Genomic DNA, 17,188 nt, shown 5'->3' with positions numbered 1-17,188 from the left:
CGTAGTGACCCTGTACTGATCTGGCGCGGGACGCGACGCGCTCTGCGCGTCGCCCCACACGTTGCTGCGCAACGCGTGGGCCCCTCCCTTTGCCGGCCTCTCCCCGCCCCTGTCGGGGCAGCCCCTCAACAGAGGGGCTTGTTCCTCCAGATGGATCACGGGAGATCCGCGCGGTGCCTGGATGCTGTTCCTGCTGGCAGGCTCATCCACGCATGGCGTGGATCTACCCGGGATATCCGTGCGGACGCTGCGGGTTAACATGTACGCATCACCTGCTGGAGCTTTTCCCCATGACCGCTGAAATCCTCGTCCCCGTTTCCTTCGGCGAGCTGCTGGACAAGATCTCGATCCTGCAGATCAAGTCCGAGCGCATCAGCGACGAGGGCAAGCTGGCCAATGTGCGCAAGGAGCTGTCGGCGCTGGAGCAGACCTGGATGGCACACCCGGCCGCGGTGAAGGACATCGCCAAGCTGCGTGCCGAGCTGAAGGCGGTCAACGAGCAGCTGTGGGACATCGAGGACGACATCCGCCTGAAGGAGAAGGTGCAGGCGTTCGACCAGGGCTTCATCGACCTGGCGCGCAGTGTCTACCTGCGCAACGACGAGCGCGCGCGCATCAAGAAGGCGATCAACCTGGCGCTGGGCTCGGCGTACGTGGAAGAGAAGTCCTACCAGGATTACGCGCAGCGCACGTAAACCCGGGCAGGCTGCCGATCACCCCAGGTGGTCGGCGACGTAGCGTTCGAACGCAGCGATACCGTCTTCCACGGTGATCAGTTCCATCACATCGTCGAATTCGATCTTGGTGCCCCACTTCAGGTCCGCCGCCTGCTTGGCCAGGTACTTGCGCGCGGCATCATCGTAGCGGTCCACGCAGTAGCGGCGGTCCGAGTACGGGCCACTGCGGTCCGGATTGCTGGCTGCATGCAGGCCCAGCACTTTGGCGCCCATCGCGTTGGCGATGTGCATCGGGCCCGAGTCCGGGGTCATCACCAGATTGGCGCGGGCCAGCAGGGCAGGCAGCTGCTTCAACGTGTCCTTGCCGACCAGGTCCAGTGCCGGCGTCTGCAGCTGCGCCTGGATCGCATCGGCCATGTGGCGCTCCAGTTCGCTGCGGCCACCGCACAGCACCACCCGCCAACCGCGCTGTGCGGCGTGGTTGGCCACCGCTGCATAGCGGTCCGCATACCAGTTGCGCCGCACGTGGCTGGAGCAGGGCGAGATCATCAGCACCGGGCGGCCATCGTCCTGCCACTGCGCGGCGGCCCACTCGAAGGCGGAGGGCGGCACGGCCAGATCCCAGCTGACTTCGGTCTGGCGCAGGCCCAGCGGTTCGCAGAAGCTGCCGATGGCATCCAGTACATGGATGCCGGGGCGGTCAGGAATGCGCTCGTTGATGAAGAGCCCGTGCAGGTCCTTGGAGCGGCTGCGGTCGTAGCCGATGCGGCGTTCGGCCGGAATGAAGGCTGACAGCAGGTTGGCGCGGAATGCGACCTGCATCTGCAGAAGCGCCTCGAAGCGCCCCGGTGGCAGTTGCCTGCGCAGTTCCTTGACCCCAGCCATGCCGCTCTTCTTGTCGTAGGCATGGAAGGTGACACCGGGCAGGCCGTCAAGCAGCTTGTGGCCAACCTTGTCGATGATCCAGTGGATCGGCGTGTCCGGGCGCGCAGCCTGCAGGGTTCGCACCAGGGGCACCACGTGGGTGACGTCGCCGAGTGCGGACAGGCGCAGGAGGCACAAGGAGGAGGACGCTGATGCCATGTGTTGTTAGACTCAATGAAATGGTCGCATTCGACGCCAATGAAGCGCTGACGCCATGCCGCGAGGGTCGCGGCATCGGGGCCATTCTGTTCGACCGCGAGCGGCTGCGGCAAGCCGACATCGGCCTGTTCTCGCCCCAGCACTGGGGCAGCAGGGCCCGGCCGGTGGGCGAGGGCGGCCGCGGCAGCGCCTGGTTCGTCGATGCGCCGTTCGGGGCCAGCGTGCTGCGGCACTACCTGCGGGGCGGCCTGGCCGCGAAGCTCAGCCACGACCAGTACCTGTGGCGCGGTTCGGACCGGACCCGCAGCTTCGCCGAATTCCGGCTGATGCGCGCGCTGCGCGAGAAGAAGCTGCCGGTGCCACGGCCGATCGCCGCGTTCTACATGCGCGAGGGCCTGCGCTACCGGGCCGCGATCCTGATGGAGCGGATCGAGGGCGTGCGCTCGCTGGCCGACCGCGCCCTGGTCGCCGGCCGGGGCGCGCCCTGGGAGGAGACGGGGCGGCTGATCGCCCGCTTCCATCGTGCCGGCCTGGACCATGCCGACCTCAACGCGCACAACATCCTGTTCGATGGCAACGGCCATGGCTGGCTGATCGACTTCGACCGTGGGGTGATCCGCATTCCGGCCACCGCCTGGCGCGAACGCAACCTCAAGCGCCTGCTGCGCTCGCTGATCAAGTTGCGCGGCGAGCGCAGCGTGGAAGATGTGCAGAAGGACTACGCGCGGCTGCGCCGTGCCTATGACATGGCCTGGAACCGGGGCACCTGATGGATTGGTCGTTGCGTTTCCTCGGCGTCGGCAATGCGTCGGCGGTCGAGCTGGGGTCGCCGATGTCGGTGATCGAGCGGGATGGGCGTCCGTGGCTGACCATTGATTGTGGTGGTGAAGGGCTGACCGCGTTCAAGGCGCACTACGGCCACATGCCGCAGGCGTTGTTCGTGACCCATGTGCACCTTGACCACGTGGCAGGCTTCGAACGGCTGTTCGTGGACACCTTCTTCAATGCGCAGCGGCGCGGCAAGGTGCGCCTGTATGTGCCGGCCACGGTGGTGCCGCTGCTGCACCAGCGCATCGGTGACTATCCGAACGTGCTGGCCGAGGGCGGTGCGAACTTCTGGGATGCCTTCCAACTGGTCGTGGTGGGCGATGCGTTCTGGCACGAGGGAGTGCGCCTGGAGGTGTTCCCAGTGCGCCACCACTGGCCGGAGACGGCCTATGGCCTGCGCCTGCAGGGCGCGCTGACCTGGAGCGGCGATACCCGGCCGATTCCGGAGATGCTGGCCCGCTTCGCCAATGACAACGAGCTGATCGCCCACGACTGCGGCCTGCACGGCAATCCCTCGCACACCGGCGTGGACGATCTGGAGCGTGAATACAGCGCCGAGCTGCGGGCGCGGATGATGCTTTACCACTATGCCAGCGTGGCCGATGGCCAGGCGCTGGCGGCGCGGGGGCACCGTGTTGCGCAGCCGGGGCAGTGCGTGCCCCTGGCCAGCCCGACCGCGCCGCACGTACTGGCGCAGGATCCGGCGTGAGCGGTACCGGCCAGCCCGCAGGTGCGGCGTTGGCTGCCGGGCTGGAGGCGCTGGAGCGTGCACTGCATGCGCCGCAGGTGCGTGCCGACCGCGAGCAACTGGCCGCATTGCTGGATGAGGATTTCAGCGAGATCGGCAGCTCCGGCCAGTGCTACGACCGTGCGGCCGCGCTGGTGGAGATTCCGCTGGAGCGTGCCCAGGTGCAGATCGAATCGGAGCAGTACGCCGTCTGGCTGCTGTCGCAGGACCTGGCCCAGGTGCGCTACCGCAGCCGCCATCACCTTGATGGGCAGCTGCAGCACTGGGTGCTGCGCAGTTCGCTGTGGCGCCGGCACGGGGACAGATGGCGCATGGTGTTCCACCAGGGCACGCCCGAGGCAGGGTAGCGCGGCGCCATGCCGGGCCAAGAATGCGAAGCCGGGGTCAGATCCCTTTGCCATGCAAAGGGAACTGACCCCAGTGCGGAAAAGGCGATGGCCCCGCCGGCTGACCTCGGCGCCCGCGTCGATCGATACCGTTGCTGCCTTCCGGCCCTGGCGGGATTTTCGACCTAGCGTCGCGAGGGGCCGACGGGGCCACCATAGAGACGTTGGCCGCCCAAGGGGCGGCCGGTGTTCACCGATCAGGGGAAGCAGCGCGCGACGCGCCGGAGACCACAGCCGGACTGCACATCGGCTGACCGATGGCAGACGGCAACTATAGCGCAGGCAGGTACATCGACGCCAGCTTCGTGCACTGAATCGGCTGTAACCCGCGTCTGCTGGCAAGGGCCCGGCGCGACCGGCGTTGCTACAATGCCGGCCAGGAGGAACGGCCTCCCCCACATCGGGAACCACTGACCAGGACGGCCTGGCCCTACCAAGAGGAGGGCTGTCATGGCCTGGATCTATCTGTTGTTCGCCGGCCTGCTGGAAATCGTCTGGGCCGTGTCCATGAAGCAGTCCGAAGGCTTCACCAGGCTCACCCCCACCGTAGTCACGATCATCGGCATGATCGCCAGCTTCTGGCTGCTTGCAGTAGCCATGCGCAGCCTGCCGCTGGGCACTGCCTACACAATCTGGACCGGCATCGGCGCGGTCGGTGCATTCGTGGTCGGCATCGTGTTCCTGGGCGAGCAGGTCAGCCCGATGCGGATCGGTGCAGCGGTGCTGATCGTTTCCGGCCTGGTGCTGATGAAACTCTCGAGCAGCTGAATGATTTACTTAAGGCGGGGAAGGGAATCTCCGCTTTCGGCAGGTATATGCATTTTCGGCAAGACCATTTTGTCCGCCCGTTTTATTTGACGTACGTCATGAAAATAACGAGCGTGATTCACATGCCGCTGGCACCGACGGTCGCACAGTGCCGCCATTCGTCGGGCGAAACCGGGGAGTTTTCGCCTTGAGGGACACGCTGTCGTACCTGTCACCGGGTGCGACCGCGTGAAGATGTGAAGATTTTCAGGAGTTAATGCCCTCGAACCTTGTTCCCGCATCGGGAGCCGGGGTGGGCCGCATTGTCTCCAAAAAACCTGCCAGCTGTGCCATCCGGTCTTTTCATGGAGATTTACCGATGAACCGCATTTACCGTCTGGTTTTCAATCGTGCCCTTGGGGTAATGCAGGTTGCTTCGGAGATCGCCGGCAATCCCGGCGGAAGCGCGGTCAGCGCAGGGCGGGTGCCGCGATTGCGGGCGCACCAGCTGGCGGCGGCTTTGGCCGCCACACTGGCCAGCGGACCGGCATTCGCAGCGTGCACGGGCACCACAACCGTAAACTGCGACAGCAGCACCAACATCAACAACTACTCCAACGCGACCAACGGCCTCACGCTGAACATCGACGCGGGTGCATTGCTGCGTACGCCGCCGATCGTAGGTGGCGGCAACGCAGCAACGCTGACCGGCGACAACGTGACGGTCAACAACAATGGCACGATCGATCCGAGCTCGATCATCCTCGCCTCGCCCGGCCTGGTCATCGGCAATGCTTCTGCCAACAACAGCGCGATCGTCGTCAACAACAATGCCAGCGGACAGATCAAGGGTGTCGTCAACATCGCAACGCTGCTGGGCTTCGGTGGACAGGCGCTGGTGGCACAGAATGTCAACGGCACCACCACCATCAACAACGCCGGCCTGATCAGCACGTCGTTGATCGGCGCAGGCAGCGTTTCCGACGCGACTACCGTGGTGACGTACGGTGGTGCGGCAGCCAATGTGACCAACACCGGCACCATCGACGGGCGTGTCGGTCTGGGCGCTTCTGGCGGTAATACGTTCCTCAATGCGGGGGCGGTCAGTGGCAGCGTTCACCTGGGTGATTCAACCGGCGGCAACACCTTCACCGCAGTGTCGGGTTCCAGCGTTGTGAGCGGCGGCGGCAGCGCTCTTGCAGGCGTGATTACCGGTGTCACCGGGGTGAAGGTTGCGGCTGCGGGATCGGTCGACGCCGGCACCGGCAGTGGTGCGGCCAACAACACGCTGGTGTTGCAGAACGTCGTCAGCGGTCCGGGGGCCGGCACCGGCGGAGCGGTGACCACGCTGGGCTGGAACCAGTACCTCAATTTCCAGAAGCTCACCGTCAACAGCGGCACCTGGAACCTGCAGGGTGCGTGGGCGGGTGCAGGTGCGACCACGCTCAATGATGGCTTGGTCAATTTCAACAATGCCGGTTCCTTCGGCACAGGGCTGTTCACCGCCAACGGCGGTGCCATCGCATCCTCCACGGCCGGTCTGAATCTGGCCAACGCCTTCAGCCTCGGCGGCAATCTATCCCTGGCCGGGACCAATGCGTTCGGCTTGAATGGCGTGCTTTCAGGTGCTGGCGGACTGACGGTCAACAACACCGGCATCGTTACTCTCGGCGGCGCAAACCTGTTCTCCGGTGGCGTCAACCTCAATGCCGGCGGCCTGCTGCTGGGCAATGCCGGTGCACTCGGCAGCGGCAATCTGACCGTCGGTGGCAGCGCCTCGCTGGACACGACGGCGGGCTTCAACCTGGGCAACAACCTGGTGGTCAATGGCGGGGGCTCGCTGAACCTGCTGGGCAGCAATGCGCTGACATTGAGTGGCTCGATTTCCGGTGCCGGCAACGTGACCAAGAACGGTGCGGGCACGCTGACCCTGAACGGTGCCAATTCGCTGAGCGGCAGCTTCAATCTGGCCGGGGGCGCGTTGGCCTTGGGCGCGGGCGGTAGCCTGTCGCCCACCGGCGCGATCACGCTGGGCGTCGGCACCAGCCTGGATCTTTCGGCGGCCGCCAACCAGACCATCGGTTCGCTGGCGGGCCTCGGCGGTTCGGTCAACCTAGGCAGCCACACGCTCACCCTCGCGGGGCTGGGCGATACCAGCTACAGCGCCACGTTCGCCGCGGGCACGGGTGGCCTGGTCAAGCTGGGCACCGGCGTGCAGACCTTGTCGGGCGTGAACAACCTCAGTGGCGGCGTGGCACTCAACGGCGGCGGCCTGCTGCTGGGCAATGCTGCTGCGCTGGGCAGCGGTGCGCTCAGTGTCGGCGGCGACGTGACGCTCGATGGAACCACGGGGGCGCTTGCACTGGGCAACGCGGTCAACCTCGGTTCGGGTGCCAGCCTCAATCTGCTCGGCAACCAGGCGTTGACGTTCAACGGCGTGATCGGTGGCACCGGCAGCCTGGTCAAGAGTGGTGCGACCACGCTGACGCTCAACGGTGCAAATACCTTTGGTGGTGGGCTGGCGCTCAATGCCGGTGGCTTGGTCCTGGGCAATGCCGGCGCGCTCGGAACCGGCGCGCTGAATGTCGGCGGTCCGACAACGCTCGATGCCAGCGCGGCGCTGAGCGTGGGCAACGGCATCAACCTCGGCGCAGGTGGCCTGCTGAATGTACTGGGCAGCAATGCATTGACGCTGGGCGGCGCCATCGTTGGCACCGGCAGCCTGGTCAAGAACGGTGCGGCCACGCTTACGCTGGGTGGCGCAAATACCTTCATCGGCGGCCTGGCGATCAATGCCGGCAAGGTTGCGGTGGGCAGCGGCGGAAGCCTGGCCGCCGGCGGTGCGGTCAGCCTGACCGGCGTTGGCGCGGACCTGGACATCTCGCTCGGCGGCAACCAGACCATCGGCGCGCTGTCCGGTATTGCCGGCAGCACGGTGACGCTGGGCAGCAGCACGCTCACCTTCGGTGATGCCACCAACCAGACCTTCGCCGGCGTGATCGGCGGCACCGGTGGGCTGATCAAGCAGGGTACCGGCGTGCAGACGCTGACCGGTGCCAATACCTTCAGCGGTGGGGTGAATCTTGCGGCCGGTGGGCTGGTGCTGGGCAACGCCGGTGCGCTGGGAAGCGGCGCGCTGACGGTCAGTGGCAACGGGTCGCTGGATGCCACGGCAGCGTTGAACCTGGGCAGTGCGATCAACCTCGGCGCGGCCCTGACCCTGCCGGGTAGCCAGAACCTGGCCCTGGCCGGCAACATCACGGGCACCGGCAGCCTGGTCAAGAACGGCGCCTCGACACTGACCTTGAACGGAACCAACACCTTCAGCGGTGGACTGAACGCAAACGCGGGCAGCCTGCTGCTGGGCAACAGCGGCGCGCTCGGTACGGGGACACTGGGCATCGGTGGCAACGTCTCGCTCGACGGCAGTGCGCCGCTGAACCTGAGCAACAACGTGGCACTGGGTGCAGGCGCCGCGTTGTCGCTGCCGGGTTCGCAGGCGATCACGCTGGGTGGGGTGGTGTCCGGTGCGGGCAGGCTGGTGAAGAACGGTGCCACCACCTTGACCCTCAATGGCGCCAACAGCTTCGGTGGGGGGCTGACCGTCAACGGCGGCGGCCTGCTGCTGGGCAATGCCGGCGCGCTGGGCACCGGTGCATTGTCGGTGGGGGCCGATACCACGCTGGACAGTTCGGTGGCCCTGAATCTCGCCAACGACGTCAACCTCGGTGCAGGCGCGGTGCTGGATCTGCTGGGCAGCCAGGACGTGTCGCTGGGCGGTGTCATCAGCGGCACTGGCGGCCTGGTCAAGAACGGTGCGGCGACACTGGCGTTGAACGGAGCCAACACCTTCAGCGGGGGTGTTGGCCTCAACGCGGGCCTGCTGCAGCTGGGCAATGCGCAGGCATTGGGTACCGGCCAGCTGGACGTGGGCGGCAACGCTTCGCTGGATGCAGCATCGGCGCTCACCGTGACCAACAACATAGGCCTCGCCGCCGGCGCCAACCTCACGGTGCTGGGCAGCAATGACCTGACGCTCGCCGGCCCGGTATTCGGTGTTGGCGGGCTGATCAAGGACGGTACGGCGCGGCTGACGTTGTCTGGCGCCAATACCTACAACGGTGGCACGACCATTAACGCAGGCACGCTGGCGCTGGGAGCGGGCGGCAGTCTTGCCGCAACCGGTGCAGTGGATCTTGCGGGCGCCGGTGCGGCACTGGACATCTCCGCAGCGGGTGCAGCGCAGACCATCGGCGCACTGAACGGCGTGGCAGGCAGCCAGCTGCTGCTTGGCGCGCAGTCACTCACCTTCGGCAGTGCCGCCGATGGCAGTTTTGCCGGCGTGATCGACGGTACCGGTGGCCTGATCAAGACCGGTACGGGCGTGCAGACGCTGTCCGGCGCCAACACGTTCAGCGGTGGCCTTGCGCTCAACGCGGGCGGCCTGATTCTCGGCGACGCCAGTGCGCTCGGCACGGGTCCGCTGGGCATCGGTGGCACCACCACGCTGGACAGTACCGTGGCGCTGAACCTGGCCAACGCGGTGAACTTTGGTGCCGGTACGCAACTGACGCTGGGCGGCACCAATGATGTCACCCTCGGCGGCGTGGTGGCTGGCAACGGCAGCCTGGTCAAGAACGGTACGGGTCTGCTGACGCTCAACAACACCAACACGTTCGATGGCGGCCTGACCTTGAACGGCGGCAGCCTGGTGGTGGGCGCCAACGGGGCGCTGGGTTCCGGCACGCTGGCGGTGAACAACAGTGCTTCGCTGGATGCCGGCACCGCGGTGACGCTGGGCAACGCGGTGAACCTTGGCTCGGGCGTGGCGCTGACCGTAGCGGGCAGCAATGCGCTGACCCTGGGCGGCATCGTGTCCGGCAATGGCAGCCTGATCAAGAACGGCACCGCCACGCTGACACTGGACGGCGCCAACACTTACAGCGGTGGCACCACCATCAACGCCGGCACGCTGGCGCTGGGCGTGGGGGGCAGTCTGGCTGCCGCTGGCGACCTCACGCTCGGTAATGCCGGCGCGGGCTTCGATATCTCCGGCGCGACCGGCAACCAGACCATCGGTGCGCTCAACGGCGTGCTCGGAACCACACTGGCGCTGGGGGGCAATTCGCTGACCTTCGGCACCGCGACCAACGGGACCTTCGATGGCGTGATCGGTGGTGGTGGCGGGCTGGTGAAGGTCGGCGCCGGGGTGCAGACCCTGTCCGGTGCCAATACCTTCGGCGGGGGCGTCTCGCTCGATGCCGGCGGCCTGGTGCTCGGCAATGATGCCGCGCTGGGTACCGGCGTGCTCACCGTCGGTGGGGCGACCACGCTGGATACCACCGCGCTGGCGACGCTGGCCAACAACGTGGTGCTCAACGCCGGGCTGACGGTGCTGGGCACCAGCGCGCTCACCCTCAACGGTGTGCTCTCCGGTGCCGGCAGCCTGACCAAGAACGGCACTGCGATGCTGACCTTGAACGGCGCCAACACCTACACCGGCGGTACCAACGTCAACGCCGGCACGCTGGCACTCGGCGCCGGGGCCAGCCTGGCCGCAAGCGGCACCGTCAATCTCGCCACCGGCGCCACGCTGGACCTGTCGGCCGGCAACGGCACGCAGGTGTTCGGCACGCTGGTTGGCAACGGCACGGTCAACCTGGGCGCCAACAACATCGAAGTGGGCAGCGCCGCCAACGGCACCTTCAGCGGTTCGATCGCCGGCACCGGCAGCCTGACCAAGGTCGGTAGCGGTATCGAGACACTGACCGGCACCAATACCTACACCGGCGGCACCACCATCAACGGCGGCACGCTGGCGATCGGTCTCGGCGGCAGTCTGTCCTCGTCCGGAGCGGTGAACGTCGCCGCCGCCGGCGCGGGCTTCGACATTTCGGGTTCCGGTGCCAACCAGACGATTGGTTCACTGTCTGGCGTGACCGGCTCCCTGGTCAGCCTCGGCGCCAACTCGCTGATCCTCGGCGGCGCCGACAGCAGCACCTTCGACGGTTCGATTTCCGGCACCGGTGCGCTGGTCAAGAACGGCGTGGGTATCCTCACCCTGGGCGGCGCCAACCTGTTCAGTGGTGGTCTGGCCTTGAACGGTGGAGGCCTGGTGGTCGGCAACAACAGCGCGCTGGGTACGGGGGCGCTGGACGTGGGGGCCGACGCGACGCTGGACAGCAGCCTGGCAGTCACCCTCGGCAACGCCATCAACCTCTCTGCCGGCAACAACCTCACCCTGCTCGGCAGCAATGGGCTGACCCTGGACGGCATCATCAGCGGTGCCGGTGGTCTGGTGAAGGACGGCGCAGCCACGGTGACCCTGACCGGTGCCAACACCTATTCCGGCGGCACCACCATCAACAACGGCACGCTGGCCATCGGTGCCGGAGGCAGCCTGGCGTCCACCGGCGCGGTGAATCTGGCCGGTGCCGGCACGCTGGACATCTCCGGCGGTGGCAGCCAGAGCATTGGTTCGCTGGCCGGCGTGGCCGGCAGCACAGTGGCGCTGGGCGGCAACACGCTGACCCTCGGCGGCGTCGCCGACAGCACCTACAACGGCGTGATCAGCGGCAGTGGCGGCCTGATCAAGAACGGCGCCGGCGTGCAGACGCTGAATGGTGCCAATGCCTTCAGCGGTGGCGTCACGCTCAACGCCGGTGGCCTGGTGGTCGGCAACAATTCCGCGCTTGGCACGGGTACGGTGACCGTGGGTGGCAATGCCTCGCTCGATTCCAACAGCGCGATCACGCTGGGCAACAACTTCGTTCTCAATGCCGGCCTGACCGTGCTGGGCAGCAACGATCTGACACTCAACGGCAATCTCAGCGGCACCGGGTTCCTCACCAAGGAGGGCCTGGCCACACTGACCTTGAACGGCACCAACACCTATTCCGGTGGCACCAACATCAACGCCGGTACGCTGGCGCTGGGCGCGGGCGCGAGCCTGCTTGCCAGTGGCACCGTCAACCTGGCCACCGGCGCGACCTTCGATCTGTCGGCCGGTGCGGGTACGCAGGTGTTCGGCACGCTGATCGGCAACGGTACGGTGAATCTGGGCGCGAACACGCTGACCATCGGCGATGCCAGCAACGGCACGTTCGGTGGTTCGATTGCCGGCACCGGCGGCCTGATCAAGGAAGGCGCCGGCACCGAAACCCTGACCGGTACCAACACCTTCACCGGCGGCACCACCATCAATGCCGGCACGCTGGCGATCGGTGCCGGCGGCAGCCTGGCGGCGACCGGTGCGGTCACCCTCGCCAATGCGGGTACCGCGTTCGATATCTCCGCAGGCGGCAACCAGAGCATCGGCTCGCTGGCGGGCGTGGCGGGTTCGAGTGTGGCGCTGGGTGGCAACACGCTGACTCTCGGCGGCGTCGGCAACACCACGTTCGACGGCACCATCGGCGGCACGGGAGCGCTGATCAAGGACGGCGCTGGCGTGCAGACGCTGGGCGGTGCGAACACCTTCAGCGGCGGCGTCACCCTCAATGCCGGCGGGCTGGTGGTCGGCAACAATGCCGCGCTCGGTACGGGTGCGTTGAACGTGGCCGGGAACGGTTCGCTGGATGCCAACGCGGCGGTGACCCTGGCCAACAACGTTGCACTCGGCGCCGGTGCCACGCTTGATGTGCTGGGCAACAACGACCTGACGCTGGCCGGTGCGGTCTCCGGTGCAGGCGGCCTGACCAAAGACGGTGCGGCCACGCTGACCCTGGCCGGCGCCAGCAGCTACACCGGCACCACCACCATCAACAGCGGCACGCTGGCGGTGGGCGCGGGCGGCAGCCTGTCCGACGCCAGCACGGTGAACCTGGCCGGCACCGGTACGCTGGACATCAGTGCCGGTGGCAACCAGAGCATCGGTGGCCTGGCCGGTGTTACCGGCAGTACGGTGGCGCTGGGCGGTGCAACGCTGACCACCGGCGGCAACAACGCCAGCACCACGTTCGCCGGCGTGATCGGCGGCACCGGTGGCCTGGTGCAGAGTGGTACCGGCACGCTGACCCTGAGCGGTGACAACACCTACACCGGTGGCACCACCATCAACGGTGGCAGCACGCTGCAGATCGGCAACGGTGGCAGCACCGGCTCGGTGCTGGGCGACATCACCAACGACGGCAGCCTGGTCTACAACCTCGGCACCACGGCAACCGTGGGCGGTGTGGTCAGCGGCAGTGGCAGCCTGACCCAGGCCGGCAGCGGTACGCTGGTGCTGACCGGCAACAACACCTACACCGGCGGTACCACCATCAATGCCGGTGGCACATTGCAGGTGGGCAACGGCGGTGCAACCGGCGCGATCGTGGGTGACATCACCAACAACGGTGCGCTGGTATCCAACGTGGCCGGCAACACCACGCTGGGCGGCACCATCAGCGGCGCCGGTGGCCTGACCCAGGCCGGCAGCGGCACGCTGACCCTGACCGGCAACAACACCTATACCGGCGGCACCACCATCAATGCCGGTGGCACGCTGCAGGTGGGCAATGGCGGTGCGACCGGCGCGATCACCGGCAACGTTGCCAACAACGGCAGCCTGGTGTTCAACGTCGGTGGCAACACCACAGTCGATGGCGCGATCAGTGGCAGTGGCACGCTGATCCAGGCCGGCGCTGGCGTGTTGACCCTGGTTGGCAACAACACCTACACCGGCGGCACCACCATCAATGCCGGTGGCACGCTGCAGGTCGGCAACGGCGGGGCAACCGGCTCCATCGCTGGCGACATCACCAACGATGGCGCGTTGATCTCCAACGTGGGCGGCAACACCGCGCTGGGCGGCACCATCAGCGGCAGCGGCGGCCTGACCCAGGCCGGCAGCGGGACGTTGCTGCTGACCGGTACCAGCACCTATACCGGCGGTACCACCATCAACGCCGGCGGTACGCTGCAGCTGGGCAACGGCGGTGCGACGGGCTCGATCGTCGGCGACGTCACCAACAATGGCACGCTGCTCTCCAATGTGGCGGGCAATACCACGCTGAATGGCACCATCAGTGGCAGTGGCGGCCTGACCCAGGCCGGCAGCGGCACGCTGACCCTGAACGGCAACAACACCTATACCGGCCAGACCACCATCAATGCCGGTGGCACCCTGCAGGTCGGCAATGGCGGTGCGACCGGTGCCATCGGCGGCAGCGTCGTCAACAACGGCAGCCTGGTGTTCAACGTGGGTGGCAACACCACCGTCGGCGGTGCCATCAGCGGCAGCGGCGGCCTGACCCAGGCCGGCACCGGCACCGTGGTCCTGACCGGTAACAACACCTATACCGGCGGCACCACCATCAACACCGGCGGCACGCTGCAGGTCGGCAACGGTGGCGCGAGCGGTGCGATCACCGGCAACGTTGCCAACAACGGCAGCCTGGTGTTCAACGTCGGCGGCAACACCACGGTGGGCGGCACCATCAGCGGCAACGGTGGCCTGACCCAGGCCGGCACCGGCACCGTGGTCCTGACCGGCAACAACACCTACACCGGCGGCACCACCATCAATGCCGGCGGCACCGTGCAGGTCGGCAATGGCGGCGCCAGCGGCTCGATCACCGGCAATATCACCAACAATGGTGGCCTGGTCATCAACACCGGCGGCACCACCACGCTGGGCGGCACCATCAGCGGTGGTGGCAGCATCGTGCAGGCAGGCCCGGGCGGCCTGAACCTGGGCGGCAACAGCGGCGGCTTCAGCGGCACCGGCCAGGTCACCGGCGGTGGCCTGAATGTCACCGGCAATATCGGTGGCCAGTGGACGATCGGCAGCGGCACCACGCTGTCCGGAACCGGCATCATCGGGGGGGCCGGCGGTGGCGTGACGGTGTCCAGCGGCGGCGTGCTCTCGCCGGGCAATGGTCCAGGCAACAGCGGCGGTGCGGGCAATGGCGCCGGCACCATTACGGTGGGCGGCAATCTGACCCTGTCGCCGGGCAGCACGCTGGGCATCGACCTGGGTTCCACCGGCAGCGACACGGTGCAGGTGGGCGGTAGTGCAAACGTGGGTGGCAGCACGGTGCGGGTGAACACCATTTCGCCGAGCACCAGCTACCAGCAGGGCCAGCAGTACACGGTGGTCAATGCAGGTGGTGGCCTGAGCGGGCAGTTCGCTTCGGCAACCTCGCCGTCGGCCTTCCTGACGATTACGCCGGTCTATACCGCCAACACCGCCAACCTGCAGATAGACGTGGCGCAGACCGCAGCATTCACCACCGCAGCGACGACGCGCAACCAGTACAACACTGCCGCAGCGCTGGACAGCCTGCCGCAGAGCGGCCCGGCGCTGGGCCTGTACAACACCCTGCTGATGTATGACGCGGGCACTGCGCGCGCGGCGTTCGACCAGCTTTCGGGTGAAGTGCATGCGGCCAGCCGCGCGGTGCTGCTGTACGACAACTACCTGGAGGAGGGTATCCGCCAGCGCCTGGGCAGTGAGCTGCCGACCGTGCGTGGTGAGCGAGCCTCGGCCTGGCTGGCCGGGAGTGGCAAGGTGTTCCGCCAGGACGGTGACGGCAACGGCGATGACATCCGCTCCAACCGCAATGCGCTGATGGCGGGCGTGGACTGGCAGCTGGGCGAGCACGTGGTGCTGGGTGCGGCCGCAGGCAACGAGCGGCTGGATACGCGCCTGTACGATCGCAGTTCGCGGGCCCGCCTGCGTGGCCACACGTTCGGCCTGTATGCACAGGGCCAGTGGAACAACGGTTTCGCGGTCGGTGGCAGCGTATCGCGCGGCGACTACCGCACGCGCACCACGCGTGAGGTGCCGCTGCTGGGCCAGACCCTGTACAGCCGCCAGGACTCGGATGTGACCATCGCGCAGGTGGAGGGCAGCTGGACCTGGTCCCATGGCAGGACCCAGCTGCAGCCGTACGTGCAGTTCACCAAGCACTGGGTCGACAGCGATCGCGCAGTGGAGCAGGGCGGCACTGCTGCGCTGGCGCTGGAAGGCGGCAAGGACACGCTCAATGTCAGCACCGTGGGCGTGCGCGGCCGTTGGGATGTGGGCAGCGGCGAGCGCTTCCCGGCGCAGCTGACGGTTGGCCTGGGCTGGCAGCATGCATCGGGTGATACCGATGTGGCCAGCCGCAACCGCTTCGCGGTGGGCGGCAATGCCTTCGACGTCTACAGCGCGGTGATGGCACGCAATGCGCTGGTCAGTCAGGTGGGCGTGGCGGTGGGCCTCGGCCGCAACAGCCAGCTGTCGATGTTCGTGCAGGGCCAGCACGGCGATGGCCGCCGCGACGTGGGCGGGCAGATCAACCTGCGCGTGGGCTTCTGAGGAGAGTGGGGCGACGTTGGATCCACGCCTGCGTGGATCCAGGGCGGTGCGGAGGGCTAGACCCTCCGCTCCATCTCCACGGCATCGATCCCGGCGCCGTGGCCATTGGACACGATCCGCGTCACCTGGAAGCCCAGCCCGGCATAGAAGCCCTGGGTGTGCTGGCTGGTACTGAGCGTGATGCGCTTGATCGACGGATCCGCTTCGGCCTGGCGCAGGCGTGCCAGCGCCAGTTCGCGGCCCAGTCCCTGCCGGTGCAGCGCGCGCTGCACCATGCCCCAGCAGAAGCCGGCACTGCCGTCGCCGCGTCGCGACAGGCCGCCACAGGCCACGATGCTGCCATCGCGCTCGATCACCTGGAATGCACAGTCCATGGCCTGCTCGCGCAGGAAGCGTTCAAAGTCGCTGCGCTCTTCGGGCGCGAAATAGGTGGGCACGTTGCTGTCGAACATCGACAGGCAGGCGCTGGCGTCGGCGGGGCGGTAGAGGCGGAGGTTCATGGGAAATGCCATGGAGTTGCCCGGCTGCATTTCAACCGTCCAGACGTTGGGAGGGGGCGAAGCGTTCCAGGGTACATGGAGCGATGCCGATCCTTTTCCAGGTGACTTTTCCCCACTCGAATGACCGTGCTCGGGACGCAGGCGCCTGTACCAGGCGGGTGCGTCGTTCGCGGGCAATGGCGAGGCGCATGCGGCCGCGATGGCGTGCAGCGGGGCGCGGCGGCTTCCGGGCTGTGCTTTCGACACATGGGACTGACCGCGCGGCAGGATCCGCCGGCCCCATTCGTCTTCCTGCCTGCAACGGAGCTGCCCAGTGACGCCTGACCCTTCTCTTTCCCGGACTGCCCAGCTCATGCGTGGTCTGCTGTTTGGCGCGGTGGGCCTGTTGAGCCTTGCCGTGGCCGCCCTCGAGGTGACGCATCGTCTTGAGTTCCTGGAGGTCGCGCAGGCCGTTGATGGCCAGGTCGAGCGCCTGAACGCCGGCGGATCGCATCCGCAGGTCGCGTTCACCACCGTGACCGGCCAACGCATCTCGTACCCGCAGGGCGGCATGATTTTCGGCTATGAGCCTGGGCAGCCGGTACGCGTGCTGTACGACCCGGCGCGATTGCGGCTGGAGCCGGTCCTGGATACGTTCGGTGCGTTGTGGGGAATGACGGTCGTGTGGGTGCTGCTGGGGCTGGCGTTCGTCGGCGCCTGCGTGCGGGGACTGCTCCGGCGCAGATGACTCGCGGCCGATCGCGCGCCGTCGGCGGGCGGGCCGTTGGACCGGCCACGGCGGCAGCGCCTGTTCAGTCCGGTAGTGCCTGCGGCGATTGCCGCCAGCCAAAATGAAAAGCCGCCCACTGGGCGGCTTCTTCATTTATCTGGCGGAGAGAGGGGGATTGTCGGGTGCATCCCTGCACCCGATCCCGATGCGCGTTGCGCCCCGGGACCAG

General features: G+C 67.2%; 9 protein-coding genes and 1 other RNA gene. 7 read left to right on the top strand and 3 right to left on the bottom strand.

Annotation, left to right across the window (positions count from 1 at the left end; all coding sequences use genetic code 11):
• Positions 1-290 precede the first annotated feature (290 nt).
• On the top strand, positions 291-695 hold the full coding sequence (locus tag R5H29_RS16680) for a DUF6165 family protein (RefSeq protein ID WP_019659518.1): 405 nt from the start codon (positions 291-293) through the stop codon (positions 693-695).
• A gap of 18 nt (positions 696-713) precedes the next feature.
• Here R5H29_RS16680 and R5H29_RS16675 read toward each other — a convergent pair whose 3' ends face one another.
• A complete protein-coding gene (locus R5H29_RS16675) occupies positions 714-1,760 on the bottom strand; it encodes a glycosyltransferase family 9 protein (RefSeq protein ID WP_058980312.1) in 1,047 nt (348 codons plus the stop codon).
• 20 nt (positions 1,761-1,780) lie between these two features.
• On the opposite strand from R5H29_RS16675, the gene R5H29_RS16670 reads away from it, so the two are divergent.
• The 3 genes from R5H29_RS16670 to R5H29_RS16660 are packed head-to-tail and all read left to right on the top strand — an operon-like array spanning position 1,781 to position 3,683.
• Positions 1,781-2,530, top strand: coding sequence for a 3-deoxy-D-manno-octulosonic acid kinase (locus tag R5H29_RS16670; RefSeq protein ID WP_021204519.1), 750 nt, complete (start codon positions 1,781-1,783; stop codon positions 2,528-2,530).
• Complete coding sequence (locus R5H29_RS16665) at positions 2,530-3,297, top strand: MBL fold metallo-hydrolase (RefSeq protein WP_111097839.1); 768 nt, start codon at positions 2,530-2,532, stop codon at positions 3,295-3,297. The genes R5H29_RS16670 and R5H29_RS16665 overlap by 1 nt, the downstream gene beginning before the upstream one ends.
• The gene (locus tag R5H29_RS16660) at positions 3,294-3,683 is read left to right on the top strand and encodes a DUF4440 domain-containing protein (protein ID WP_049405685.1); all 390 of its coding nucleotides are present in this window, start codon (positions 3,294-3,296) and stop codon (positions 3,681-3,683) included. The genes R5H29_RS16665 and R5H29_RS16660 overlap by 4 nt, the downstream gene beginning before the upstream one ends.
• A gap of 90 nt (positions 3,684-3,773) precedes the next feature.
• Here R5H29_RS16660 and ffs read toward each other — a convergent pair.
• An RNA gene (gene ffs / locus R5H29_RS16655) (signal recognition particle sRNA small type) lies at positions 3,774-3,870 on the bottom strand.
• Between the two features lie 302 nt (positions 3,871-4,172).
• Between ffs and sugE the strand changes: the two genes are divergently transcribed.
• Together sugE and R5H29_RS16645 are read left to right on the top strand one after the other, a co-directional pair.
• Complete coding sequence (gene sugE / locus R5H29_RS16650; protein WP_005415486.1) at positions 4,173-4,490, top strand: quaternary ammonium compound efflux SMR transporter SugE; 318 nt, start codon at positions 4,173-4,175, stop codon at positions 4,488-4,490.
• Between the two features lie 358 nt (positions 4,491-4,848).
• The gene (locus R5H29_RS16645; protein ID WP_332329501.1) at positions 4,849-15,750 is read left to right on the top strand and encodes an autotransporter-associated beta strand repeat-containing protein; all 10,902 of its coding nucleotides are present in this window, start codon (positions 4,849-4,851) and stop codon (positions 15,748-15,750) included.
• 56 nt (positions 15,751-15,806) lie between these two features.
• Here the strand turns inward: R5H29_RS16645 and R5H29_RS16640 are convergent, their stop codons facing one another.
• Positions 15,807-16,250 (bottom strand): GNAT family N-acetyltransferase, encoded by a 444-nt coding sequence (locus R5H29_RS16640; protein WP_058979454.1) that lies wholly within the window; start codon positions 16,248-16,250, stop codon positions 15,807-15,809.
• 352 nt (positions 16,251-16,602) lie between these two features.
• On the opposite strand from R5H29_RS16640, the gene R5H29_RS16635 reads away from it, so the two are divergent.
• Positions 16,603-16,977 carry a DUF3592 domain-containing protein gene (locus R5H29_RS16635; RefSeq protein WP_332329500.1) on the top strand — a complete coding sequence of 125 codons (375 nt, stop codon included), beginning with the start codon at positions 16,603-16,605 and terminating at the stop codon, positions 16,975-16,977.
• Positions 16,978-17,188: the final 211 nt, after the last annotated feature.

This window comes from Stenotrophomonas sp. A3_2 (genome assembly GCF_036624925.1).
GTDB classification, from domain to species: Bacteria; Pseudomonadota; Gammaproteobacteria; order Xanthomonadales; family Xanthomonadaceae; genus Stenotrophomonas; species Stenotrophomonas hibiscicola.
The sequence above is the reverse complement of the archived record's forward strand: the minus strand, read 5'-3'. Positions and strand labels throughout refer to the sequence as shown.